At 62.7% G+C, this 23,734-nt stretch carries 22 protein-coding genes and 1 tRNA gene; 12 read left to right on the forward strand and 11 right to left on the reverse strand.

Translation table 11 applies throughout. The annotated features are described in order from the left end of the window. Nucleotides 1-129 precede the first annotated feature (129 nt). The 3 genes from NMB43_RS04640 to NMB43_RS04650 form a co-directional block, all read right to left on the reverse strand. Nucleotides 130-918: an ABC transporter permease gene (locus tag NMB43_RS04640; protein WP_494350988.1), complete on the reverse strand. Its 789-nt coding sequence runs from the start codon at nt 916-918 to the stop codon at nt 130-132. A 1-nt stretch (nt 919) separates the two neighbouring features. Next, the gene (locus NMB43_RS04645) at nt 920-1,699 is read right to left on the reverse strand and encodes an ABC transporter ATP-binding protein (protein WP_494350989.1); all 780 of its coding nucleotides are present in this window, start codon (nt 1,697-1,699) and stop codon (nt 920-922) included. A 68-nt stretch (nt 1,700-1,767) separates the two neighbouring features. Further along, nucleotides 1,768-2,796, reverse strand: a complete 1,029-nt coding sequence (locus NMB43_RS04650) for an ABC transporter substrate-binding protein (protein ID WP_494350990.1) — start codon at nt 2,794-2,796, stop codon at nt 1,768-1,770. A 304-nt stretch (nt 2,797-3,100) separates the two neighbouring features. Between NMB43_RS04650 and ypfJ the strand changes: the two genes are divergently transcribed. Continuing rightward, nucleotides 3,101-3,970, forward strand: coding sequence for a KPN_02809 family neutral zinc metallopeptidase (ypfJ, locus tag NMB43_RS04655; RefSeq protein ID WP_494350991.1), 870 nt, complete (start codon nt 3,101-3,103; stop codon nt 3,968-3,970). A 69-nt stretch (nt 3,971-4,039) separates the two neighbouring features. On the opposite strand, the gene NMB43_RS04660 is transcribed toward ypfJ, so the two are convergent. The 4 genes from NMB43_RS04660 to NMB43_RS04675 form a co-directional block, all read right to left on the reverse strand. Beyond that, a complete protein-coding gene (locus NMB43_RS04660) occupies nt 4,040-4,768 on the reverse strand; it encodes an amino acid ABC transporter ATP-binding protein (RefSeq protein WP_494350992.1) in 729 nt (242 codons plus the stop codon). Nucleotides 4,769-4,776: 8 nt separating this feature from the next. Then, a complete protein-coding gene (locus tag NMB43_RS04665; RefSeq protein ID WP_494350993.1) occupies nt 4,777-5,442 on the reverse strand; it encodes an amino acid ABC transporter permease in 666 nt (221 codons plus the stop codon). A 10-nt stretch (nt 5,443-5,452) separates the two neighbouring features. Next, entirely contained in the window at nt 5,453-6,190 is a 738-nt protein-coding gene (locus tag NMB43_RS04670) for an amino acid ABC transporter permease (protein WP_494350994.1), read from the reverse strand. Nucleotides 6,191-6,262: 72 nt separating this feature from the next. Beyond that, nucleotides 6,263-7,165 (reverse strand): transporter substrate-binding domain-containing protein, encoded by a 903-nt coding sequence (locus tag NMB43_RS04675; RefSeq protein WP_494350995.1) that lies wholly within the window; start codon nt 7,163-7,165, stop codon nt 6,263-6,265. Between the two features lie 240 nt (nt 7,166-7,405). Between NMB43_RS04675 and prsT the strand changes: the two genes are divergently transcribed. The 3 genes from prsT to NMB43_RS04690 all read left to right on the forward strand — a co-directional run bounded on the left by prsT (nt 7,406) and on the right by NMB43_RS04690 (nt 12,671). After that, complete coding sequence (gene prsT, locus NMB43_RS04680; protein ID WP_494350996.1) at nt 7,406-10,225, forward strand: XrtA/PEP-CTERM system TPR-repeat protein PrsT; 2,820 nt, start codon at nt 7,406-7,408, stop codon at nt 10,223-10,225. A 167-nt stretch (nt 10,226-10,392) separates the two neighbouring features. Then, entirely contained in the window at nt 10,393-11,193 is an 801-nt protein-coding gene (gene xdp1 / locus NMB43_RS04685; protein ID WP_494350997.1) for an exosortase-dependent surface protein XDP1, read from the forward strand. A gap of 344 nt (nt 11,194-11,537) precedes the next feature. Next, on the forward strand, nt 11,538-12,671 hold the full coding sequence (locus NMB43_RS04690; protein WP_494350998.1) for a porin: 1,134 nt from the start codon (nt 11,538-11,540) through the stop codon (nt 12,669-12,671). A gap of 114 nt (nt 12,672-12,785) precedes the next feature. Here NMB43_RS04690 and proB read toward each other — a convergent pair whose 3' ends face one another. The 4 genes from proB to rplU all read right to left on the reverse strand — a co-directional run bounded on the left by proB (nt 12,786) and on the right by rplU (nt 15,760). Beyond that, nucleotides 12,786-13,901, reverse strand: coding sequence for a glutamate 5-kinase (gene proB, locus NMB43_RS04695; protein WP_494350999.1), 1,116 nt, complete (start codon nt 13,899-13,901; stop codon nt 12,786-12,788). A 28-nt stretch (nt 13,902-13,929) separates the two neighbouring features. Continuing rightward, entirely contained in the window at nt 13,930-15,075 is a 1,146-nt protein-coding gene (gene cgtA / locus NMB43_RS04700; RefSeq protein ID WP_494351000.1) for an Obg family GTPase CgtA, read from the reverse strand. 86 nt (nt 15,076-15,161) lie between these two features. Further along, entirely contained in the window at nt 15,162-15,428 is a 267-nt protein-coding gene (gene rpmA, locus NMB43_RS04705) for a 50S ribosomal protein L27 (RefSeq protein ID WP_494351001.1), read from the reverse strand. Between the two features lie 20 nt (nt 15,429-15,448). Further along, nucleotides 15,449-15,760 carry a 50S ribosomal protein L21 gene (gene rplU / locus NMB43_RS04710; protein ID WP_494351002.1) on the reverse strand — a complete coding sequence of 104 codons (312 nt, stop codon included), beginning with the start codon at nt 15,758-15,760 and terminating at the stop codon, nt 15,449-15,451. Between the two features lie 190 nt (nt 15,761-15,950). Here rplU and NMB43_RS04715 point away from each other — a divergent pair, with 190 nt between their 5' ends. The 8 genes from NMB43_RS04715 to ntrB all read left to right on the forward strand — a co-directional run bounded on the left by NMB43_RS04715 (nt 15,951) and on the right by ntrB (nt 23,727). Continuing rightward, nucleotides 15,951-16,880, forward strand: a complete 930-nt coding sequence (locus NMB43_RS04715; protein WP_494352112.1) for a polyprenyl synthetase family protein — start codon at nt 15,951-15,953, stop codon at nt 16,878-16,880. 11 nt (nt 16,881-16,891) lie between these two features. Further along, nucleotides 16,892-16,968: transfer RNA gene (locus tag NMB43_RS04720), tRNA-Pro, on the forward strand. Between the two features lie 74 nt (nt 16,969-17,042). Further along, complete coding sequence (locus tag NMB43_RS04725; protein ID WP_494352113.1) at nt 17,043-18,998, forward strand: O-linked N-acetylglucosamine transferase, SPINDLY family protein; 1,956 nt, start codon at nt 17,043-17,045, stop codon at nt 18,996-18,998. A 97-nt stretch (nt 18,999-19,095) separates the two neighbouring features. Then, on the forward strand, nt 19,096-19,743 hold the full coding sequence (locus tag NMB43_RS04730) for a CoA transferase subunit A (RefSeq protein ID WP_494351003.1): 648 nt from the start codon (nt 19,096-19,098) through the stop codon (nt 19,741-19,743). Between the two features lie 5 nt (nt 19,744-19,748). Next, a complete protein-coding gene (locus NMB43_RS04735) occupies nt 19,749-20,399 on the forward strand; it encodes a 3-oxoacid CoA-transferase subunit B (protein WP_494351004.1) in 651 nt (216 codons plus the stop codon). A 98-nt stretch (nt 20,400-20,497) separates the two neighbouring features. Next, nucleotides 20,498-21,076, forward strand: a complete 579-nt coding sequence (locus NMB43_RS04740; protein WP_494351005.1) for an ANTAR domain-containing response regulator — start codon at nt 20,498-20,500, stop codon at nt 21,074-21,076. 388 nt (nt 21,077-21,464) lie between these two features. Beyond that, nucleotides 21,465-22,724 (forward strand): CmpA/NrtA family ABC transporter substrate-binding protein, encoded by a 1,260-nt coding sequence (locus NMB43_RS04745; RefSeq protein ID WP_494351006.1) that lies wholly within the window; start codon nt 21,465-21,467, stop codon nt 22,722-22,724. An 88-nt stretch (nt 22,725-22,812) separates the two neighbouring features. After that, nucleotides 22,813-23,727 carry a nitrate ABC transporter permease gene (gene ntrB, locus NMB43_RS04750; protein WP_494351007.1) on the forward strand — a complete coding sequence of 305 codons (915 nt, stop codon included), beginning with the start codon at nt 22,813-22,815 and terminating at the stop codon, nt 23,725-23,727. Nucleotides 23,728-23,734: the final 7 nt, after the last annotated feature.

Below are 23,734 nucleotides of genomic sequence, written 5' to 3' on the forward strand. Positions count from 1 at the left end.
TTGGGCGTGATGGGCGAGCGGATGGTCGGCGCCATCCTGCCGCAAGGAGTGTAGTGGCCTGACGCAAAAGCAGAAAGCCGGTTTGCACCGGCTTTCTGGCCTATCTCTTTGGTTGTGGCGCCGCCGCGCCTACAGAGCGGCGTTCTGCCCGCGCTGTGACCAGCCGGTGAGGCGGCGCTCCAGGCGCGCGAACAGCTCGTACATGATCACGCCCATGGCGCCGATGACGATCAGCCCGGCGAACACCAGCGGCATGTTCATCGAGGAGCTGGCACTCATCATCAGGTAGCCGATGCCCAGATTGGACGCGACGGTCTCGGAGATCACCGAGCCGACGAAAGCCAGAGTGATGGCCACCTTCAGCGAGGCGAAGAAGAAGGGCAGGGAGCGCGGCAGGCCGACCTTGCGCAGGATGTCGATGCGCGAGGCGCCGAGCGAGCGCAGCACGTCTTCCAGTTCCGGCTCCAGCGTGGCGAGCCCGGTGGCCACATTGACCACGACCGGGAAGAAGGAGATCAGGAAAGCGGTCAGGATGGCCGGGACCGTGCCGATGCCGAACCACACCACCAGCACCGGGACGAAAGCCACTTTCGGGATGCTGTTGAAGCCCACCAGCATGGGGTACAGCGCCTTGTAGATCAGCGGTGAAGAACCGACGAGCATGCCCAGCAGCAGACCGACGATTACCGCCAGGGCAAAACCGGCCATGGTGGTGATGAAAGTCTGCGTGGCATGCTGGAATATCGGTTGGTACATCTCCACCCCGGTGTGCCACACCAGGCTGGGCGCGGGGAACAGGAAGGTGGGTACGTCGAAGCCCTTGCAGATGGCCTCCCACATCACCAGCAGGATGAGGGTCAGCAGCCAGGGGGCGAGGCGATTGATGACCTTTGGCGAGAGACGCTTGCTGCGTTTCATGTCAGGACTCCCTCACGCGGCCGATGGCGTCGCGCAGCACATGGACGTGGCTGGAGAATGCGTCGGTGTAGGTGACTTCGATGTCGCGCGGATGCGGCAGGTCGATCTCGCGCCGCACCAGGATGCGGCCCGGCCGCTTGCTCATGACATACACGGTGTCGGCCAGGAACACCGCTTCGCGCAGATCGTGCGTCACCAGGATGATGGTGAAGGGCTCCTGCTGCCACAGGTCGCGCAACATGCACCACAGCTCTTCGCGGGTGAAGGCGTCGAGCGCACCGAATGGCTCGTCCAGCATCAGCAGGCGCGGCTTGTGGATCAATGCGCGGCAGATCGAGGCGCGTTGCTGCATGCCGCCCGACAGCTCCCACGGGAACTTGTCTTCGTAGCCCGCCAGCCCGACGCGCTTCAACTGGGCGCGCGCCATCTCCTCGTACTCGGCGCGCTTGGCGCGCAGGTTGCTGCGGTAGGGCTCGACGATCTCCATCGGCAGCATCACGTTCTCCAGCGTGGTGCGCCAGGGCAGCAGATTGGAGGCCTGGAAGGCCATGCCGACGATATTCAGCGGCCCGCCGACCTGGCGACCATTGACGTACACGTAGCCTTCGCTGGGCGGCTTCAGGCCGGACACCAGTTTCATGACAGTGGACTTGCCGCAGCCGGAGGGGCCGACGATGGCGACAAACTCACCTTCCTGCACCGACAGGCTCACGTCCTCGATGGCACGTGGGCCGTCCTCGGCGTAGGACAGGCTGACATTCTCGAAGATGACGAAACTCATGGGGGCGGGGTCTCGTGCCAGGGTTTCCCCTCTCCCGCGCGCGGGAGAGGGGCAAGGGAAAGAGGCTGTTACTTGATCGCGCGATCCGCTTTGGCCGGCAGGAAGCCCGCATTGAACAGGTCTTTGGCGACCGGCACGGTCTTCAGGTTGTAGGCGGCGGAGGTCTCGGCAATGGAGCGCTGCATGCGGTCGTCGGTGACGCCGCCCAGACCATTGGCCTTGGTTTCGGCGGTGATTACCACTTCGTTCAGCGCCATCTTGAGGCGACGCGTCTCCAGCGAGAGGTCGACCAGGGCGTCCTGCTTCTTGACGTAGGTGGCGGCTTCGTCCGGGTTCGCAATGGTCTCCTTGAGCGCCTTGTTGAAGGCGCGCACGAAGCCCTCAACCGCCTTGGGCTTCTCGGTGATCAGCTTGTTCGAGGCGATGATCGCGTTGCCGTACAGCTCGACGCCGTTGTTGTTGTAGAGCATCACGTTGAGGTCGGACTCCTTCACGCCACGGGCTTCCAGGCTCAGGATGCTGGTGAAGGAGAAGCCGGTGATGGCATCCACCTCACCCTTGGCGAGCAGGGTTTCGCGTAGTGCCGGGTCGACCGACTGCCACTTCACGCTGGCCGGGTCCAGCTTGTTGGACTTGGCGAAGGCCGGGAAGGCCTTGCGGCCGGCATCGAACACCGGCGCGGCCAGGGTCTTGCCGACCAGGTCGGCCGGCTTGGCGATGTTGGATTTCTTCAGCGACACCACGGCCGCCGGCGAGAAGTTGTAGACCATGTATACAGCCTGGATCTTGGAACCAGGATTGTTCGCGTCGTACTCCACCAGCGCGTTGAAGTCGGCGAAGCCCATCTCGTAGGCGCCGGTCGCCACGCGGGTGACCGCCGCGCCCGAGCCGGTGCCGGCGTCGATGCTCACGTCCAGGCCTTCGGCGGCGAAGTAACCCTTGGCCTTGGCCAGCAGGAAGGGGGCGGAGGGGCCTTCGAAGCGCCAGTCCAGCGTGAACTTGATCTTGGTGGGCTCCTGGGCAAGTGCCAGGCCGGATGACAGGACGAGCAGGCCACCGATCAGGCTGCGGCCAAGCTTGCGGGCAAACAGGTTCATGAGTGCTTCTCCGTGATTGAACAAAGGTTTGCGAACTGGGCTACGTGAGCAATCGGCGTGCCACAGGGAAAGCGTTCTCTCGCCTGGCGGTTTGATTGGTTATGCACCAAGATGGGGTGTGCATGCCCTGTGGGAGCCTGAATGCCTGTGCATGGTGAAGCGCGTGCGCCATAGTGGTGCGCCGAACAGAGCTGGGGCGGGGATGACGCAAGCACTTTATTGATCGGCCCATATATGCCGCAGTGCGCAAGTGCGCTCCGCGCCTGTGCCAGAATCGGCGCCTGATCGTGTTCTGGAGTGAGCCATGCGTTTCGACGACGATTCCGGTAGCCGCAATGTGGAAGACCGCCGCCGTGGCGGCGGCCTACCTGTCGGCGGGCGCTCCCTCGGCGTGGGCACCATCGTGCTCGCGCTGGCGGCCTGGTACTTCGGCATCGACCCCTCGATCGTGCTCCAGGGTTCGCAGATGCTGCAGCAAGGCAGTGCCCAGCAGGCGCCGGCGGGGCAGGCCTTGAACACCGATCCGGCCAGTGACCCGACCGCGCATTTCGTGTCGCAGGTCCTGCGCGACACCGAAAAGACCTGGAGCGAGCTGTTCGCCCAGGCCGGCAAGCAGTACCGGGAGCCGCGCCTTGTGCTGTTCCGTGGGCAGACGCCCACCGCCTGTGGCACGGGTGAAGCCGCCATGGGCCCGTTCTATTGCCCGGCCGACCAACGGGTCTATATCGATCTGGGCTTCTACGACGAGTTGCAGCGGCGCTTCCAGGCGCCGGGCGATTTCGCCCAGGCCTATGTGATCGCGCACGAAGTGGGGCACCACGTGCAAAACCTGCTGGGCATTTCGGCCAAGGTGCAGCAGGCGCGGCGCCAGGCGGGCGAGAAGGAGGCCAATGCGCTGTCGGTGCGTCTGGAGTTGCAGGCCGATTGCCTGGCGGGCGTGTGGGCGCACCACGCGAATACGCGCCGCAAGGTGCTGGAGCCGGGCGACGTGGAGGAAGGGCTACGGGCCGCCACCGCCATCGGCGACGACACCTTGCAGAAGAATGCGCGCGGCTATGCCGTGCCCGACAGTTTCACGCATGGCAGCTCGGCACAGCGCGTGCGCTGGTTCCGGGTCGGCATGGAGTCGGGCAGCGTGGAGCAGTGCAATACCTTCAAGACCGGTGCGTTGTAAGGATCAGGGGCGGAAAAAGTTTCGGCGCCCGGAGGCGCCGAAAGGAGCTGCTGGCCGCTTTCGTCAGGCTCAGTGACTGAGGATCTTCGACAGGAACTGCTGGGCGCGTTCGCTGCGCGGCTTGCCGAAGAAATCTTCCTTGGTCGCGTCCTCGACGATCTTGCCGTAGTCCATGAACACCACGCGGTGTGCCACTTTGCGGGCGAAGCCCATCTCGTGCGTCACCACCATCATGGTCATGCCTTCCTGCGCCAGTTCGACCATGACATCCAGCACCTCGTTGATCATTTCCGGATCAAGCGCCGAGGTCGGTTCGTCGAACAGCATGCAGATCGGGTCCATCGACAGCGCACGTGCGATCGCCACGCGTTGCTGCTGGCCGCCGGATAGCTCGCCGGGGTACTTGTCGGCGTGCATCTTGATGCCAACGCGGTCGAGCAGCTTCATGCCGCGTTCATGCGCTTCGTCCTGCCCGCGGCCAAGCACCTTGACCTGGCCGATGCGCAGGTTCTGGATGATGCTCATGTGCGGGAACAGCTCGAAGTGCTGGAACACCATGCCGACGTGCGAGCGCAGCTTGGGCAGGTCGGTCGCCGGGTCGTTGACCTGGGTGCCGTTGACGATGATGGAGCCCTTCTGGATCGGCTCCAGCCCGTTGACACACTTGATGAGGGTGGACTTGCCGGAACCCGAGGGGCCACACACCACGACCACCTCGCCCTTGTCGATGTGGGTGGAGCAGTCGGTCAGCACCTGGAAGTTGCCGTACCACTTGGAAACGTTCTCGATTTTGATCATGGGGATGCCTAGCGAATGATGGCGATGCGCTTGTTCATGTACTTGACGAGCATGGACAGCGAGAAGCAGATGACGAAATAGATCACCGACACGAACAGGTACATCTCGACGGTGCGGCCGTAGAGCATGCCGGCGTTCTCGGCAGCCTTGAGCATGTCGGTGGCGCCGATGGCATAGACCAGCGAGGTATCCTGGAACAGGATGAAGGTCTGCGTCAGCAGCACCGGGACCATGTTGCGGAAGGCCTGCGGCAGCACCACGTGGCCCATGGCCTGCCAGTAGGTCATGCCGATGGCCGAGGCCGCGTAGACCTGACCCTTCGGGATGCTCTGGATGCCGGCGCGCATGATCTCGCTGTAGAAGGCTGCCTGGAACAGGGTGAAGGTGATGATGGCCGAGTTCTCCTGACCGATCGGCTTGCCGGTGAGCAGCGGGATCAGGAAGAAGAACCACAGGATCATCATGAGCAGCGGGATCGAGCGCATGATGTCCACATACAGCTTGGCCGCGCCGGCCAGCAACTTGCCGCCGGACAGGCGGGCCAGCGCCAGCAGCGTGCCGAGGACGATGCCGCCGATCATGGCGATGACGGTCAGTTCCAGGCTGAACAGCAAGCCCTTCATGATCGCGCCCCAGGCCAGCGGGATGACGGAAAAATCAAGTGAACCGAGCATCGTCATTCCCTCACTTTGCCACGATGAAACCAGGCACGTGGGCGCGCCGCTCGATCACTGCCATGCCGCGGTTGGCCGCGTAGGCGCACAGGATGTACAGCACGGTCGGCACCAGCAGGCTCTCGATGACCTGGCCGCCGGTTTCCTCCACCATCTGACGCGATACGAAAACCAGTTCCCATACCCCCACGGCATAGGCCACGCCCGAGTTCTTGAAAGCGTTCATGAACTCCGAGGTCAGCGGCGGGATGATGATGCGATAGGCCATAGGCAGCAGCACGTAGCGATAGGTCTGCAACTGGGTGAAACCGATCGCCAGGCCCGCGTTACGCTGGCCGCGTGGCAGGGCCTGGATACCGGCCCGTACCTGCTCGGCGACACGCGCCGAGGTGAACAGCCCGAGGGCGATCACGGCAGTGAGGAATTCCTTGGCCGGCATGTCCTGCTTAACCCACATCGACAGGTCCTTGGGCAAGAGTTCCGGTACGACGAAGAACCACAGGAACAACTGCATCAGCAGCGGTACGTTGCGGAAAAATTCGACCCAGACGTGGCCGATCAGGGCCAGCCCCTTGTGCGGTGCGGTCCGCAGGATGCCGGCGATGCTGCCCAGCACCAGCGCGATGACCCAGGCCAGCAAAGAAATGGAGATGGTCCAGCCCAGGCCGTGCAGCACCCAGGTCAGATAGGTTTCATCTCCGGAGGGGATGGTCTGGAAGAAGATTCCCCAGTTCCAGTTGTAATTCACTTCGACTCTCCCTTGGCGGTCCCAAATAGGAGGAGGCGGCCTTTTGGCCGCCTCCGTTCCGCGTGCTTCCTGTTACTTCTTGTACATTTCCATCGGGTTGTCGTTCGGCTGCGCGATCGCGGCCTTGAGCATGTCGCTCATCGGCACGCTCAGGTTCACGCCCTTGGGCGGAATCGGCGAGTTGAACCACTTGGCGTAGAGCTTGTTGAGCTCGCCGGTCTTGGCCAGACTGGTCACCGTGGCATGCACCAGACCCTTGAACTGCGGATCATCCTTGCGCAGCATGATGGCGATCGGCTCCACCGACAGCGACTCGCCGACGATGGCGTAGTCCTGCGGCGCCTTGGCGTTGGCGATCAGGCCCATCAGCAGGTTGTCATCCATGACGAAGGCCACGGCGCGATCCGTCTCCAGCATCAGGAAGGAGTCGGCGTGATCCTTGCCATAGACCTCCTTGATGTCCAGGTTCTTGCCCTTCTCGTGGGCGCGGATCAGTTGCACGCTGGTGGTGCCGGTAGTGGTGGCGACCGGCTTGCCGTTGAGCTCCGACAGGCTCTTGATGCCGGAAGACTTCTTCACTGCCATCAGCACGTTGGTGACGTAGGTGGTCGGCGCGAAGGCGACCTGCTGCTGGCGGGCGGCGTTGTTGGTGGTGGAACCGCACTCCAGATCGATGGTGCCATTGACCATCAAGGGGATGCGGTTCTGCGAGGTCACTGCCTGGGTGGCCACCTTCAAGTCGGGCTTCTTCAGGCGTGCCTTCACCGCGTCGACGATCGCATAGCAGATGTCGATGTGATAACCGATCGGTTTTTGACTGGCGTCGAGGTAGGACAGCGGGAACGAGGACTCGCGGATGCCCAGCGTGATCGTGCCGGTGTCCTGGATCTTCTTCAGCGTGCCCGCATCTTGTGCCAGCGCGCCGGCGGACAGCAGGCCCAGGAACAGGGCCGGGAGACAGTACTTCTTGAACATGTGAACCTCCATGAGAAACGCCTAAGGTGCGTCGGATCGCAACTGCGGAGGATAAGCCAGAAGCGGGCCTGTTCCCTCGATGAAGCCTATCCGTCGAAACCAATATTGCGGCAACGCAAGGCGGCGACTTGAGTCGCCGGCCGATACCGCGACGCAGCGTACGGTGGGGAAGCCGTCACGCGCGTCGTCATAGCGCCGCACTATACTCGCCACCTTGATCCACGCTATTGGATGTATCCCATGTTCACCCAGCCGAAAATGACACGCCAGGTTGCCCGTAGCCTCCTGATTCTCGGCCTGATGCTGGGTGCGCCGGGCGGCGTGGCGGCGGATCCCGACAAGGCCGCGCGCTTCTATGAGGACGGCCTGAGCCGCTACAAGCGGGAAGACCTCAGCGGCGCAATCATCCAGCTCAAGAACGCCTTGCAGCAGGACAACAAGCTGCTGGCCGCGCACGTACTGCTTGGCAATGCGTTGCTGCGCACTGGCGATGTGCTGGCGGCCGAGGTGGCGTTCAGCGAGGCTCTGCGCCTGGGGGTCAGCCGAAGCGAAGTCGCCGTCCCTCTGGCCAAGTCCCTGTTGCTGATGGGACAGACGCGGGCATTGCTGGATCGGGTCAGCCCAGAGGGCCTGCCCGTACCGGCTCAGGTCGAGGTGCTTGCCCTGCGCGGGGTCGCCCATTTCGAGCTGGGCGAACTGGCGCAGTCCACCGCTAGCTTCGAGCGTGCGCGCCAGCTCGACCCACACTCCCCGGTGCCACTGGTGGCGGAAGCCCCGATCCTGCTTGCGCGTGGCCAATTGGCCCAGGCCAAGGCCCTGATCGACAAGGCGGTGCAACTCGCACCGCAGAACGCCGACGCCTGGTATCTGCAGGGCTCGGTGACGCATATCGGTGGCGACTTGAAGCAGGCGCTCGACCACTACAGCAAGGCCCTGGGGGCCAATCCCAAGCACATCGACGCACGCCTGGCGCGCGTCGCCATCTACCTTGAATTGCAGCGCGACGCAGATGCCGAGAAGGATCTCGATGCCCTGCGCCAGCAGGTGCCGGCCGAAGCCCGTGCCAACTACCTGCGCGCGGTACTGGCAGGACGCAAGGGCAACTCCGCGGAGGTCGCGCGCCTGCTGGGCGAGGTCGCCAAGGTCGTGGATGCCATGCCGCGGGCATGGATCAACAATCAGGAGCAGTTCCTGATGCTCGGGGCGACCGCCCATCACGGGCTCGGCAACTTCACCGCGGCACGCGCCTACCTCGACACCATCATCGGCCGGAATGGCCGGCATGCCGCCGCGCGCAAGCTGCTGGCCTCGATCTATTTCGATCAGGGCGACCTGGCGAGCGCCAGCAATACCCTGGATCCCGCCTTGCGGGACGTGCCGGGTGACGGTCAGGCCCTGTTCCTCAAGGGGCGCATCCTCATGGCTGAGAAGCGCTACGTACAGGCCACCGACTACCTCGAGCGTGCGGCCAAGGCCGGCCTGGATACCGCCGAGGTCAAGGCCGTTCTGGGCCAGGGCTTGCTGAATCTCGGCAAAGGCGAGCAAGGGCTCAAGAGCATGGAAGAGGCATTCCGGCGCAAACCCGGCGATGCCGCCATCGGCCTCATGCTCGCCGGCCTGCATATGCGGATGGGCCAGTCGGCCAAGGCTATCCAGGTCGTCGACAGCATGCTCAAGCGCGACCCCAACAACCTGGCGGCACTCAACCTGCTGGGCGTGGTCAAGGGGGCTGCAGGTGATCGCGTCGGTGCGCGCAAGGCCTATGAACAAGCCTTGGCGCGCGAACCGAAGTTCAGCACCGTGACGCTCAACCTGGCGCGCCTGGACCAGGCGGAAGGCAAGCAGGCCGAGGCCCGCAAGCGCCTTGACGCCTTGGTTGCGGCGGAGCCCCAGAACTCCCTGGCGCAGTACGAACTGGCCTTGCTCGAACAACGCATGGGCCGGTCGCAAGAGGCCCAGCGCCGGCTGCAGAAGGTGGTGGATGAACAGCCGCGGGATGTCACGGCCGGGGTGGCCCTGATCGACATCCTCCTCACCCAGAAGTCCTACGAGCCAGCCCTCAAGCTGGCGCGGGATCTGGTCGCGCGCGTACCGGACAATCTCGATGCGCTGGCCGCCCAGGCCCGCGTACAGATCGCTTCGAGCGACAACAAGGGGGCCATCCAGACCATGAAGGACATGACGCGTCTGGCGGAGTTCAACCCGGTACTGCAGGTCCGCATCGGGCGTATGCAGCTCATGGTCAACAACACTGAAGGTGCGGCCTACAACGCCCAAAAAGCGCTGGCCGTCGCCCCCGAAGACCTTGCCGCGCTGTCGCTGCAGGCGGACACCGAGTTGAGCCGGCGCGACATTGGCAAGGCCGAGGCGATCGCGCGGGACATCCAGGCCCGCTACCCGTCCAGTGCCGAAGGCTGGCGTATTGCGGGCGACGCCGCTTCCGCCCGTGGCCAGCACCAGGCGGCGGCGGTTGCCTATCGCAGCGCGCTCGAGCGCGACCCCACCACGATCAACGTCCAGCGCGTGGCCCACGCCTGGCTGCTCGTGGGCGACACCCGCCAAGCCTTGGCGGCCCTGGAGTCCTGGTTGGCCCAGCGGCCGGGCGACGTCGCGGTGCGCGCGGCGCTGGCCGAATCCCACATGCGTGCCGGCAACTGGACTGTCGCCCGCACCCAGTACGAACAAGTACTCAAGGTGGACCCGAACAATCCGGTCTTCCTCAACAACCTCGCGAACATCCTGATCCGGTTGAAGGACCCGCAGGCTGTCGCGGTGGCCGAGCGTGCCTGGAAGGCGGCCCCCGGCAATCCCGACGCGATCGACACCTACGGCTGGGCCCTGGCCCAGTCAGGAGACTATGAGCGGGCGCTGCGCCTGCTGCGCGACGCGCGGCTACGTCTGCCCCAGAACCCCGACGTGCGCCACCACCTCGCCTTCACCCTGGCCCGCCTGGGGCGCAAGGAAGAGGCGAAAGCCGAGTTGCAGCCCATGTTCCAGGCTCAGGCAAAGTTCGAAGCACCGGACGCGGTGGCTGTGCTCCGACGTGAGCTCGGGATCTGATAAGCGTTTACCGCAGGACTCATTTCTGGTGCTGTCGGTGCTTTTTACAGCCCACCTTCTACAGGGGGTGTGGGTTTGTGTAAAGCACTGACATATTTGAAGTTTTTTTTTGGTGGAACAGGGTTTGCTTAATGAACTGAAAAACGCCTTTCTGCTGGAGTTCCACAATGAAAAACCCCGCTCAACTCGTTCTGGCCCTATTGCTAGCAATTGCAGCTCCGGCCGCGCTGGGCGCAACGACTTGGAACTTCACTTCGGGCGGCACGCAAGGCGGTGTCATCAACGGCTATGGTAACAACCGTACCTGGACGGCTGACGGAGTTTCCGTGACCGCAACGGCGTGGTCCAACACGGTTGGCTCAACCAACACCGCACTTGAAGACGGCTATGTCGGTGCCTATACCGGCGGTCTTGGCGTGCAGAACAGGGACTGCGACGGAACCAGTTGCCTGAGCGGGAGTTCTACAGGTGATAGTGACGAGGGCGTGAGTCCGGAACACTCGGTTGATTCTGCCACCCGTTTCGACTCCGTCCTGTTCAGCTTCGGCAAGGCCGTGAATTTGACAGACGTCACGATCGGCTGGAGTTCCGGCGACAGCGACCTGTTCGTGATGGCCTATACCGGCAGCACCGGTCCGGCCGACATCAACACCATCCTCAAGGGCAAGACCTATTCCTCCTTGGTCAGCAGTGGCTGGACTCTGACCAGCAAGCTGAGCAACCTCGCCTGGAATACGGCAGGGGATGCTACTAACCAGAGTGGGACGAACTCCACGACCTCCATGTACTGGCTGGTTGGCGCGGCCAACAGCAGCGTGTGGGCCAATACCGACTCCAGCAAGGATTACATCAAGATCGCATCGCTGACCGGTACGACCCCGACGACGACGGACGTACCCGAACCGGCACCGCTGGCCTTGCTCGGGATCGCACTGGCCGGACTTTTCTGGTCTCGCCAGCGTCGCTGAGTCCTTACTTTCTTTGCACAGAACGGGCACCTTCGGGTGCCCGTTCTGTTTGTGCGTGGGTGGTGGCGAGGCCTGTTGCCCGGATGCGACGTCGCCATTGGGATTGGCTGGATCGCTTGCAGCGAGCGCCTGCTCTGGCCGAGTCTTCATCGGGACTGGCGTCGCCAAAGGCTGTGTTGCGTATCCGCAACAAAAGATCCGGTATACGCGCTTCGACGATACGAATTCCCACATTTGCCTCGGGTCCAGCGCCACAATCGCCGCAACTCCCCGTCCGCGGGGGGTGAGCAGGCGTGGCAAACCTGGGTACGCCAGCCTGATCTTCAAACTATGAGGAGAATTCCATGCAAGTGAAACTGATCGCGCTGGCTGTCGCCGGCCTGATGGCAGCCCCCGCTTTCGCACAGTCGAACGTGACCGTCTACGGCCGCGTTGACATGGCGTACACCAACCTGACCAACGACGACAAGGGTTCCGTGCTGGAGCAAGAGTCGAGCAACCGTTGGGGCCTGATGGGTGAAGAAGACCTGGGCGGCGGCCTGAAGGCCTTCTTCCAGTTGGAAAACCGTTTCTGGCTGGACAACGGCAACACCGACCCGAACCCGGCGGTGAGCACCTCGACCCGTTCGATCTCCAACGGCACCTCGACGCAAACCGTCGCTGTGGTGACCGGTGCTTCGGCCACCAACACCCAGTGGAAGGACAAGGCTTGGGTTGGTCTGTCGGGCGGCTTCGGCAAGGTCTACCTGGGCCGTAACGCTTCCGTGGGCTACGCCCTGTACGGTGGTGGCGGTGCAACTTCCGGCGGTTACGAGTCCTTCGGTGGCGACACCATCGGTTCGTTCGGCTCGCGTCGCGGTAAGGTCGTGAACCTGTGGAACAACTCCGTGCGTTACGACTCGCCGGTCTGGGGTGGCTTCCAAGCCATCGCCACCTACAGCTTCAACGAAGAAGCTGCTGGCGGCAAGGCTGCTTACGCCCTCGGCGGCAAGCTGGGTCTGGGCGGCTTCCGTGGCGAGCTGGTCTATCAAAAGGACGTGGGTGACGCCGGCGGCGGCGCGCTGGTCAAGGGCCGCATGTACGACACCACCTACCTGACCGCTGGCTACGCCTTCGGTTCCTTCGACCTGTTCGGCGGCTACGCGATCTCCAAGGGCTACTCCGCCCTGGGTATCGACAACGAAGGCGCTGAAATGGTTCGTTACCAGATCGGTGTGAAGGTGCCGGTCGGCAAGGGCGTGATCCTGGCCAACATCGGCCGCGGCACGGAAACTACCGTCGCTACCAATGCAACGACCAATGTGAAGACCTCGACCGACCTGTCCGACTACAGCCACATCGGTCTGGGCTACTGGCACCTGCTGAGCAAGCGTACGATCCTCATGGCCAACATGAAGTACGACCGCCAGCAAGACCAGTTCGCCAACGGCGAAGACAACCAGGCAGGCCTGGAACTGGCTATCCGCCACAGCTTCTAATCTGTCGCAAGACAGTTGAGCTGAGAAAGGGCACCTTCGGGTGCCCTTTTTTTGTGCCTGAGTGAAGAAGAGGGCGTTGAGGGCGTTACTTCTTCAACAGCGCCAGGGACAAAGTCAGCGAAGTACGAGATTGTCCCGATGGATCAACTCGGGTTCCTCGATATAGCCCAGCAGCGTCTCGATGTCGCTGCTCGGATGGCGAGCAATGCGTCGTGCTTCGGAGCTGGAGTAACAGCTCAAGCCACGCGCCAACTCCTGGCCATTCGTGTCCAGGCAGGCTACGACCGCGCCCCGTTCGAATTCCCCTTCCACCGCCGTAACGCCAATCGGAAGCAGGCTGGCCCCTGCGCGTAGCGCCTGTACGGCGCCGGCATCTAGGGAAAAACTGCCGGCAAGCTGAAGGTGGTCGGCTAGCCACTGCTTGCGCGCGGCGAGTGGCGTGCTGGTGGCGTAGAGCAAAGTGCCCAGATTCTCGCCAGCGGCCAAGCGCAGCAGCGGGTCGTGCTCCCGACCACTGGCAATCAGCGTGTGGGCTCCGCTGCGTGCAGCACGCTGGGCTGCTCTGATCTTGGTGATCATGCCGCCGCGTGAGATGCCGCTGCCGGCACCGCCGGCCATGGCTTCGTAGCTTGGGTCTTCGGCCCGGCCTTCAGAGATCAGGCGTGCCTCCGGATTCTTGCGGGGATCGGCCGTGTAGAGGCCTTTCTGATCGGTGAGGATGATCAGGGCGTCGGCTTCGATCAGATTGGCAACGAGCGCACCCAGGGTGTCGTTGTCACCGAACTTGATTTCATCGGTCACAACGGTGTCATTCTCGTTGATGACCGGAATGACACCCAGGTCGAGAAGCGTGGCGAGCGTGGATCGCGCGTTGAGATAACGCAGGCGGTCAGCCAGGTCTGCATGGGTCAATAGAATCTGTGCGGTATGGAGCCCGAATTCCGCGAATGCGCTGTCGTAGGCTTGCGCGAGTCCCATCTGACCCACTGCTGCGGCGGCCTGGAGGGAATGCGTTTCGTTGGGACGAGTCGTCCAGCCCAGGCGCTGCATGCCCGCAGCGATGGCGCCACTGGACACCATCACGACCTCTCGCCCATCTGCCCGCAGGCGTGCGATTTGTCGGGCCCAGTCGGCAATGGCATCGAGGTCCAGGCCGGAGCCATTATTGGTAACCAATGCGCTCCCGACCTTGACGACAAAGCGGCGAGCCTGGCAGATGGTGTCACGCATAGTGGAGTCCGGTGCGGAGTCGCGAAGGTCAGCGGGCGTAGATGATTTCGCCTTCGAAGTCGTCGTCATCGTCATCTTCATCATCGTCGGCCGCTGTATCGACCTCGCGGGCGAGGGCAGGCCCGCTGGCAACGGCTGCAAGGCTTTCTTCTTCATTGGGGCGAGGCTGCGCGTCGAGGTAATCCTGAATCGCAAATATCAACTCCTGACAACCTTCGCCCTTGATTCCAGAGATCGTGAAAACCTGCTCCGGGCGGCCGAAAGCGGCCAGGAACGCGTCGACGCGCGCCGCGCGTTCGGTTTCTGGGATGAGGTCCAGCTTGTTCAGTACCAGCCAGCGAGGCTTGTTGTAGAGATGCTCGTCGTACTTGCGCAACTCATCGACGATGGCCCGTGCTTCATGCACGGGATCGGTGTCGGGGTCGAAGGGGGCAAGGTCAACAAGGTGTAGGAGCAAGTGCGTGCGCTGAAGGTGGCGCAGGAATCGATGCCCCAGCCCTGCGCCTTCGGCCGCGCCTTCGATCAGGCCGGGTACGTCCGCGATGACGAAGCTGCGCCCCTGGTCCGTGCGCACCACGCCGAGATTGGGGGCGAGTGTGGTGAAGGGGTAATCGGCCACCTTGGGTTTGGCGGCGGAAACTGCCCGGATGAAAGTCGACTTGCCCGCATTGGGCATGCCCAGCAGCCCGACATCCGCCAACACCTTGAGCTCCAGGTGCAGCTTGAAGCGTTCGCCGGGCGTGCCCATGGTCTTTTGGCGCGGAGCGCGATTGGTGCTGGACTTGAAATGCAGATTCCCCAGGCCGCCTTGTCCGCCCTTGGCAATCAGGATTCGCATACCGTCTTGTTTGAGGTCGGCGAGCAGTTCACCCGTTTCAAGGTTGCGGATCAGCGTCCCCACAGGGAAGCGCAGCGTGATGTCCTCGCCGCCTTTGCCGTAGCAGTCGCTGCTGCCGCCCTTTTCCCCATTCTGGGCCTTGAAAGTCCGGGTGTAGCGGTAGTCGACCAGCGTGTTGATGTTGCGATCAGCCACGGCAAACACGCTGCCGCCACGGCCGCCGTCGCCGCCATCCGGTCCGCCCATGGGGATGTACTTCTCACGCCGGAACGTGGCCGCGCCGTTGCCGCCATCGCCGGCAATGACTTCGATGCGTGCTTCGTCAAAAAACTTCATGGCTGCGTTCCGGGAAAGGGAGGGCTAAAAAACGAAAAAGCCCCATCGCGGCGCGACGGGGCTTTAGGCGTGCGCGCAGGAGCGTATTAGGCTTGCGCGTCCGGCACGATCACCACGGTGCGGCGACGCTGCGGGCCCTTGACCACGAACTGCACGCGACCGTCGACCAGTGCGAACAGGGTGTGATCCTTGCCGATGCCGACGTTTTCACCCGGGTGGTATTCGGTGCCACGTTGACGCACGATGATGTTGCCAGCCAGAACAGCCTGACCACCGTAGCGCTTGACGCCGAGTCGTTTCGATTCCGATTCGCGGCCGTTACGCGAACTGCCGCCTGCTTTTTTGTGTGCCATGGCGTATTAGCTCCTTACGCTCACGCCGAGATTGCGTCGATGCGCAGCTCGGTGTAGTTCTGACGGTGGCCTTGATGCTTCTGATAGTGCTTGCGACGGCGCATCTTGAAGATCGTGACCTTGTCGTGGCGGCCTTGCGAAAGCACGGTGGCCTTCACCGAGGCGCCGGAAACCAGCGGGGCGCCAATCTTGACGTCCTCGCCTGCGCCGACCATGAGAACCTGGTCGAGCGTGATTTCAGCGCCAACGTCTGCCGGTATCTGTTCTACTTTGATCTTTTCGCCTGCGGCAACGCGATACTGCTTGCCACCGGTTTTTATGACCGCGTACATGTTGGACTCCATTGCAAAACCTGCTCGGAGCGAGCAGAGCCGAACATTATCTTTGCGCAAGTCTTTGACGTCAAGCGGTTTTTGCTGCTCGCCTTGACGCTGTCGTGCTGCGCCGCCTAAGATCGCGGGTTTCCAGTTTCTGGCCGCCGCTTTGTCGCTCGAACATATCTACGCTCCGATTGCTGCTGACATGGAAGCGGTCAATGCGGTGATCCGCAAGCGCCTGTACTCGCAGGTCGCGCTGGTGAGCCAGGTTTCTGAATACATCATCGGGGCGGGCGGCAAGCGTTTGCGGCCTGCCCTGTTGCTACTGGTTGCCCGTGCGCTGGGGTACAAAGGGGCGCACCACCATGAGTTGGCGGCAGTCGTTGAGTTCATTCACACCGCCACCCTCCTGCACGATGATGTGGTGGACGAGTCTGATCTGCGGCGCGGCCGCTCTACGGCCAACGCGATGTTCGGCAATGCAGCTGCCGTGCTGGTCGGGGACTTCCTGTATTCCCGTTCCTTTCAGATGATGGTGGATGTGGGCAGCATGCGCGTGATGCGTGTGCTGGCCGACGCAACCAACATCATTGCGGAAGGCGAGGTATTGCAGCTCTTGAATGTGCACAACGCGGATGCGGCAGTTGCCGACTACCTGCAGGTCATCAATTTCAAGACGGCCAAGCTGTTCGAGGCTGCGGCGCGCCTGGGGGCAATCCTGGGGGGGCTGGACGAGGCGGGTGAAGAGCGTCTTGCTGTATTCGGTCGTCATATCGGAACTGCATTCCAGCTCATAGACGACGTTCTGGACTACTCAGGTGATGCCGATGCCACGGGCAAGCATCTCGGGGATGATCTTGCCGAGGGGAAACCGACGCTTCCGTTGATACATGTGATGAACGCCGGGACTCCTGCCCAGGCTGCATTGGTGCGCGAAGCCATTGAAGTTGGTGGGCGTGACTCCTTTGCAGAAGTGCTGGAGGCCATCCGGGCGACCGGGGCGCTGGATGTGACCCGCGAATATGCGCGGCGCGAGATGGTGTGCGCACGCGAAGCTTTGGGTGTGCTAGAATCTTCCTCTTTCCAAAAGTCGCTGCTACAATTATGCGACTTTGCAGTCAGCCGGAATTTTTAGGCTGGCTCAAGCGGGGTGTAGCTTAGCCTGGTAGAGCGCTACGTTCGGGACGTAGAGGCCGGAGGTTCGAATCCTCTCACCCCGACCAGGATATAAAAAGCCGAATCAGCATGCTGCCGATTCGGCTTTTTTGTTTTTGTTTTCTGGTGTTGAGTGACCCTCATGAAGAAAAACAGCCAGTCCCAGTCGTCCAAGCCCATCCTCATCAATGGCCTGCCCTATCCGGTTCCTCAGGCGGCTCAGCATGCCTTGATGTTGCAGGCGGCTGGGCGGGTAGGCGAGGCGGCAGTCCTGTGCGAGGAGATCTTGCGGCGAGATGCGCGTAATCCTGCTGCGGCAGGCGTGCTTGCTACGCTGACGATGCGGGCTGGCAAGCTCAAGGAGGCCCGCAAGCTCTTCGAAATCGCCGCGGTGGGGCGCGATGTGCCTATCGACGTGTTGCTCGACTATGCGGAATGCATGTTCGGTCTGGGTGACTGGGTTCAGGCCCGAGCTGTTCTGGAGCGCATTCTGCGGGCGAAACCCGATCACGAACAGGCACGACTGAACTTGGCGCGAGCCTTTGAGAAAGCGGGGCTGTTGCGGGACGCGGAACGGGCCTTTCGCGAGATCATTGCGTCCGGCTCTCTGACCGCGCCTTTTGCCAAGGAGTATCTGGCGGGCATGTTCGTTAACGCGGCTGGGCGCGTGGATGAGGCGATCGTGCTGTACAAGGAGCTGCTTGAGGCGTTTCCCGGGCACTGCGGTTACTTATGCAACCTGGGTGACTGTTATATGCGCAAGCAGTTGCCGGATGAGGCGGTGGCCTGCTTGCGGCAGGCCAAGGACATCCGGGAGATCATGCCGGACAACTGGCAGCAACTGCTCTACGCCAGCGCCTGTGCGACGGAACTCAGCGCGCTGGAGGTGGCCGATCTGCACCGGGAATTCGGTGCCCATGTGGATGCCCTGCGCAATAAGGACGGTGATCGCTTCACCAATGTTGCCGATCCGACGCGTCCCTTGAAGATCGGCATGGTGTCGGCCGATCTGCGCATCCATCCGGTCGGGAACTTCATGGCGAGCTGGTTGCGCTACCTCGATCGTGAACAGTTCAAGCTGTATTGTTACTCCAGCCAGGAGGGGTTCGACAAACAGACCGATGCACTGAAGCCTTTGTTCTCGGTGTGGCGGGATGTGCGCCCTTTGTCGGACGAAGGTCTGGCCAAGCGGATTCGCGAAGACGGGATCGACATCCTGTTCGACCTGTCAGGCTGTACTTATGGCAATCGCATACTTGTGTTTGCCAGTCGGGCGGCCCCTGTCCAGGTGAGCTACCTGGGTTACTTCGCGACGACGGGGGTGCGAGCCATGGATTACATCCTGGTCAATCGCGAGCTTGTCCCGCCGGGCGAGGAGGGGCTCTACAGCGAGACGCCCTGGTATCTTGAAACAGGACATTTATGCTTTGCGCCCTTTGAGGTTGATGCGGACGTGGCGCCCTTGCCGGCTCTGGCCAAGAATGGCGTGACGTTCGGCTGCTTCAACCGGCATGAGAAGTTGACGCCGCAGGTGCTCGAAACCTGGGCCAGGATTCTGCATGCGCTGCCTGGCAGCCAGTTACTCATCAAGAATGACACCGGGCGCAAGCCCGAGGGGCAGGAGTACATGCGCCAGGTGTTTGGCGGGCATGGCATTGACCCTCTGCGCGTGCGGGTGGACGCGCCGTCGGATCGCAAGGGCTACTTCGCGGCTCACCACGAGGTCGACATCATGCTCGACCCTTTCCCCTTCAACGGTGCGACCACCACTCTGGATGCCTTGTGGATGGGCGTTCCTGTCCTGACCATGCGGGGCTACAACTATGTGTCCCACATGGCGGAGTCGATCCTCAAGCAGGCGGATTTGCTGGACTGGGTGGCCGAGGATCGCGACGACTACGTGCGGCGCGCCGTCGCGGCTGCTGGTGATCTTGAAAAGCTGGCTACCTTGCGCGCGGGGATGCGCGAGCGTTTGCTTGCCTCGCCCCTGACCGACGGCCCGGCCTTTGCCGCAGGCATGGGGCGGGCCTTGCGCGGCATGTGGCAGCGCTGGTGCGCGACGCAGGGGGCGGCCGCGGTGGATGCCACGCCTTCCTGAACAGGCGCCTTTGACTTCTGCGGGCAACAGCTTCGGGCTATGCTGAGGTGGCATGCCTGCGCCGAGCCCGCAGGCAAAACCTGGCAAGGAGCGTGTGATGCAGACTGTCCCGGTGGACGAAGCGGTCGCCCTGATTCCAGATGGCGCCAGCCTGATGGTGGGAGGCTTCATGGGGGTTGGCACACCTGAGCGCCTGATTGACGAGATCGTGCGCCAGGGCAAGCGGCAACTGACTGTCATCGCCAACGATAGTGCCGCCCCGGGCGTGGGCATTGGCAAGCTGATCAGCGCCCGTCTGGTCCGCAAGCTGATCGTGAGCCATATTGGCCTCAACCCCGAGACCCAGCAGCAACTGCTGGCGGGCGACATCGAGTGCGAACTGGTGCCGCAGGGGACCTTGATCGAACGCATCCGCGCGGGCGGTTGTGGGCTGGGCGGGGTGCTGACGCCTACGGGCATCGGTACCGTCGTCGAGGAGGGCAAGCGCAAGATCGAGGTGGAGGGGCGCGAGTTCCTGCTCGAAACGCCGCTCAAGGCCGACTTCTCGCTGATCGGTTCCTTTCTGGCCGACTACCTGGGCAACCTCATGTATGCGCTGACCGCGCGCAACTTCAATCCCGTCATGGCGATGGCAGGAAGTACGGTGATTGTTGACGCCGAGAACATCGTGCCCACCGGCGTCATCGCGCCGGATCACGTGATGACGCCCGGCGTGCTGGTCGACTATCTCATTGCACACGGGTGAGCCACATGGACGCACAGGAAATCATTGCCAGGCGCATCGCGCGCGAACTGCGTGATGGCATGCTGGTGAATCTGGGGATCGGCATTCCCACCCAGGTGGCCAACTACGTGCCTTCTGGCATTCACGTGTTCTTCCAGTCGGAGAACGGGCTGATCGGTACCGGACCGGTGCCGGAGCCGGGGATGGCCCAGCGCCGGCTGACCGATGCAGGCGGGCGCCCCGTGTCTGCGCTGCCCGGCGCTTGCGCCTTCGACAGCGCGATGTCCTTCGCGCTGATCCGCGGGGGCCACCTGGATATGACGGTGCTTGGCGGATTGCAGGTGGACCAGACGGGGCGGCTTGCCAACTGGACCATCCCCGGCAAGATGGTGCCGGGAATGGGCGGCGCGATGGATCTGGTCACCGGAGCCAAGCGCGTGGTGGTGGCCATGCTGCACACCGCGAAGGGCAAGCCCAAGATCGTGCGCGAATGCAGTTTGCCGCTGACCTCGGCGCGGCGTATCGACCTATTGGTGACTGAGCTGGCGGTGATCTCGTTCCCCGACGGACGCGCACGCCTCGAAGAGACGGCACCGGGCGTCAGTGTCGACGCCGTGCTGGCTGCAACCGAAGCTGAGCTGGAGGTGCCCGCGTCGGTGCCTGGTATGGTGATCTGAATCTTGTCGGGGGGGCTGGGTGTCACTGCTAGAATCCCGACACATAAACGCAACACGCCCCCCGACCGCGCCCTGCATGGGCGGGATGAGAGATCTGCATGCTCAAGGTATTGGTCATCGACGAGATTCAGGAACGCGCGCTGGACATCTGCGAAGGATTGACGCGCGCGGGCCACATGGTGGCGGCGGTGCTGTCGGACGCCGTCAATCTCAATGACCGCGTGCTCGACATGCAGCCCGACGTGGTGCTGATCAATACCGACTCCCCCAGTCGCGACACGCTCGAAAACCTCGCTGTGATGCACGAGAACTCGCCGCGCGCGGTGCTGATGTTCGCCGGTGACGACGACGACGACGCGATCCGCCGTGCCATGCGGGCGGGCGTGTCGTCCTACGTGGTGGACGGATTGGCGCCCGAGCGCCTGGAGAAACTGCTCAAGGTGGCGACCGTGCACTTCGAGGAGTTCATGGCCATGCGCCGCGAGCGCGACGAAGCACAGCGCAAACTCACCGAGCGGGTCACCATCGACCGCGCCAAGGGTGTGCTGATGAAGGCGCGTGGCATGGACGAGGACGAGGCCTACCACGCCCTGCGCAAGCTGGCGATGGAGCGCGGCCGCAAGCTCGTCGAAGTGGCCGACGAAGTGCTGGCCAGCGCCAAGCTGCTGCTCGGCTGAGCGGCGCCAGCCCGATTTCGTTCCCGTTTCGCACTGCGGGCGCCGCCAATGGCGCTGCGTATGCTCGCGCCTTTCCCTGACCTCTTTACGTATCCGGATGTGATTGACCGCTTTGGTGCGCCGGGCAGGCTGTTGCACTGCAAAAGTGCGCCGTGCTGGCTCATGCCCTGTGCTCCGGATTCCGGTAGTTGTTATTTAATCATTTGATTTTTAATGAATCTTTGTTGTTGGCATGGCTCCTGCTAATTGCTGTCTGAAGTCGGGCCAATGAAGGTCCGGCACGGACAAAGGCGTCCGGCGAAGGGGAGACAGAGGTGTCTGCGCTGTTTCATTCGCCGTGACGCCTTTTTTCGTTTGCGAGAGCAAGCCCCCAGCGTCACCAACGGAGATGAACATGACGGAAAGCAAAGTTGACGATCTCGCCCGGCGAGATTTCCTCAAGAAAGGTATGGCCATGAGTGGAGCGGTTGCAGCGGGTACGCTGCCGATGGGCGGCGTGTGGGCGCAGGGCAGTGACAAGCCCGAACTGGAAGAAGTGAAGATCGGCTTCATTCCGCTGACCGATTGCTCCTCCGTGGTCATGGCTAACGTCATGGGCTTCGACAAGAAGTACGGCATCAAGATCACCCCGACCAAGGAGGCCTCCTGGGCCGCCGTGCGCGACAAGCTGGTGAACGGCGAGTTGCATGCCGCCCACGTGCTGTACGGTCTCATCTACGGTGTGCACCTGGGCATTGGCGGCCCCAAGAAGGACATGGCCAACCTGATGACCCTGAATCACAACGGTCAGGCCATCACCCTTGCCAACGCCTTCAAGGACAAGGGTGCAACTGACGGTGCATCGCTTGCCAAGGTGATCGCTAGGAAGGAAAAGGAATACACCTTCGCACACACCTTCCCGACCGGCACGCACGCCATGTGGCTGTACTACTGGCTGGCTGCGCATGGCATCGATCCGATGAAGGATGTGAAGACCATTACCGTCCCGCCGCCGCAGATGGTGGCCAACATGCGTGTGGGCAACATGGACGGCTACTGTGTGGGTGAGCCCTGGGGCATGCGCGCGATTGCCGACAAGATCGGCTTCACGGGTATCACCACTCAAGACATCTGGACCGATCACCCGGAGAAGATCCTCGGCACCACTGCAGAGTTCGTGCAGAAGTACCCGAAGACGGCGCGCGCCATGATCTGCGCGATCCTCGAGGCTTCCATGTGGATCGACGCCAGCGCCAGCAACCGTAGCAAGACGGCGGAAACCGTGTCGGCCAAGGCCTACGTCAATACCGATACCGATGTCATCCGCAGCCGCATGATCGGACAGTACGAAGACGGCCTGGGCAAGAGCTGGTCGGAGAAGAACTACATGAAGTTCTACAACGACGGCACGGTGAACTTCCCCTACCTGTCGGACGGCATGTGGTTCCTCACCCAGCATCGCCGCTGGGGGCTGTTGAAGGAAGACGTCGACTACCTGGCCGTGGCCAAGCAGATCAACAAGATCGACCTTTACAAGCAGGCGGCAGCCATCGTCAAGGCGCCGGTTCCCAAGTCTGATTTCCGTACCTCGAAACTGATTGATGGCGTGGTGTGGGACGGCAAGGACCCGAAGAAGTACGCCGCGAGTTTCAAGATCAAGGCAGCTTGACGCGTTGCGACGAGGTCAGCCAGGCCAGCCCCCGCGGCCTGGCTGACCGCAGTGATTCCGATCAGAACAAGCTTGTGGAGTACCCAACATGACTGCTGCGACCCTGAGCACCACGACTATTCCGGCGGCCGAGCCGGCCCCGAACAAAACCACCCACCTTGAGCTCGCCGCTGCCCCGCCGGCCGAAGCCAGGCCCGCACCGGGCGTGGATTCCGCGCGTGCCCGCGAGCTGTTCGTCGCCTTCCTGCGCAAGGTGATCCCGCCGCTGTTCGGCCTTGCCTTGCTGGTTGGCATCTGGGCCATCGTGGCCATGAAGACCCAGGGCATTCCGAGTCCCCTGAAAACCTGGGAGGCGGCCGTCGTGCTGTTCTCCGACCCGTTCTACAGCAACGGCCCGAATGACCAGGGCATTGGCTGGAACGTCCTGTCGTCGCTGCAGCGGGTGGGCATCGGTTTCGGCTTCGCCGCGCTGATCGGCATTCCCTTGGGCTTCATGCTGGGCCGCTTCACCTTCATGGCGAACATGCTCGAGCCGATCATCTCGCTGCTGCGTCCGGTGTCGCCGCTGGCCTGGCTGCCGATCGGCCTGCTGGTGTTCAAGAAGGCGGACCCCGCGGCGACCTGGACCATCTTCATCTGCTCGATCTGGCCGATGATCCTCAACACCGCCCAGGGGGTGACGCGGGTGCCGCAGGACTACATGAACGTGGCGCGCGTGTTGAACCTCTCCGAGATGAAGATCATCACCAAGATCCTGTTCCCGGCCGTGCTGCCCTACATGCTGACCGGCATCCGCCTGTCCATCGGTACGGCCTGGCTGGTGATCGTGGCGGCCGAGATGCTGACCGGCGGGGTGGGTATCGGCTTCTGGGTGTGGGATGAGTGGAACAACCTCAAGGTCGAGCACATCGTCATCGCCATCTTCGTCATCGGTTTCGTTGGCCTGTTGCTGGAGCAGTTGCTGCTGCTGATCGCCCGCAGGTTCTCCCACGACGGTTCCTGACGCCCCC

The organism is Uliginosibacterium sangjuense, assembly GCF_059132465.1.

Coding starts and splice junctions, on each gene's coding strand:
- NMB43_RS04640 (WP_494350988.1), bottom strand. CDS start 918: ATGAAACGCAGCAAGCGTCTCTCGCCAAAGGTCATCAATCGCCTCGCC.
- NMB43_RS04645 (WP_494350989.1), bottom strand. CDS start 1,699: ATGAGTTTCGTCATCTTCGAGAATGTCAGCCTGTCCTACGCCGAGGAC.
- NMB43_RS04650 (WP_494350990.1), bottom strand. CDS start 2,796: ATGAACCTGTTTGCCCGCAAGCTTGGCCGCAGCCTGATCGGTGGCCTG.
- ypfJ (WP_494350991.1), top strand. CDS start 3,101: ATGCGTTTCGACGACGATTCCGGTAGCCGCAATGTGGAAGACCGCCGC.
- NMB43_RS04660 (WP_494350992.1), bottom strand. CDS start 4,768: ATGATCAAAATCGAGAACGTTTCCAAGTGGTACGGCAACTTCCAGGTG.
- NMB43_RS04665 (WP_494350993.1), bottom strand. CDS start 5,442: ATGCTCGGTTCACTTGATTTTTCCGTCATCCCGCTGGCCTGGGGCGCG.
- NMB43_RS04675 (WP_494350995.1), bottom strand. CDS start 7,165: ATGTTCAAGAAGTACTGTCTCCCGGCCCTGTTCCTGGGCCTGCTGTCC.
- prsT (WP_494350996.1), top strand. CDS start 7,406: ATGTTCACCCAGCCGAAAATGACACGCCAGGTTGCCCGTAGCCTCCTG.
- xdp1 (WP_494350997.1), top strand. CDS start 10,393: ATGAAAAACCCCGCTCAACTCGTTCTGGCCCTATTGCTAGCAATTGCA.
- NMB43_RS04690 (WP_494350998.1), top strand. CDS start 11,538: ATGCAAGTGAAACTGATCGCGCTGGCTGTCGCCGGCCTGATGGCAGCC.
- proB (WP_494350999.1), bottom strand. CDS start 13,901: ATGCGTGACACCATCTGCCAGGCTCGCCGCTTTGTCGTCAAGGTCGGG.
- cgtA (WP_494351000.1), bottom strand. CDS start 15,075: ATGAAGTTTTTTGACGAAGCACGCATCGAAGTCATTGCCGGCGATGGC.
- rpmA (WP_494351001.1), bottom strand. CDS start 15,428: ATGGCACACAAAAAAGCAGGCGGCAGTTCGCGTAACGGCCGCGAATCG.
- rplU (WP_494351002.1), bottom strand. CDS start 15,760: ATGTACGCGGTCATAAAAACCGGTGGCAAGCAGTATCGCGTTGCCGCA.
- NMB43_RS04715 (WP_494352112.1), top strand. CDS start 15,951: ATGGAAGCGGTCAATGCGGTGATCCGCAAGCGCCTGTACTCGCAGGTC.
- NMB43_RS04725 (WP_494352113.1), top strand. CDS start 17,043: ATGAAGAAAAACAGCCAGTCCCAGTCGTCCAAGCCCATCCTCATCAAT.
- NMB43_RS04730 (WP_494351003.1), top strand. CDS start 19,096: ATGCAGACTGTCCCGGTGGACGAAGCGGTCGCCCTGATTCCAGATGGC.
- NMB43_RS04735 (WP_494351004.1), top strand. CDS start 19,749: ATGGACGCACAGGAAATCATTGCCAGGCGCATCGCGCGCGAACTGCGT.
- NMB43_RS04740 (WP_494351005.1), top strand. CDS start 20,498: ATGCTCAAGGTATTGGTCATCGACGAGATTCAGGAACGCGCGCTGGAC.
- NMB43_RS04745 (WP_494351006.1), top strand. CDS start 21,465: ATGAACATGACGGAAAGCAAAGTTGACGATCTCGCCCGGCGAGATTTC.
- ntrB (WP_494351007.1), top strand. CDS start 22,813: ATGACTGCTGCGACCCTGAGCACCACGACTATTCCGGCGGCCGAGCCG.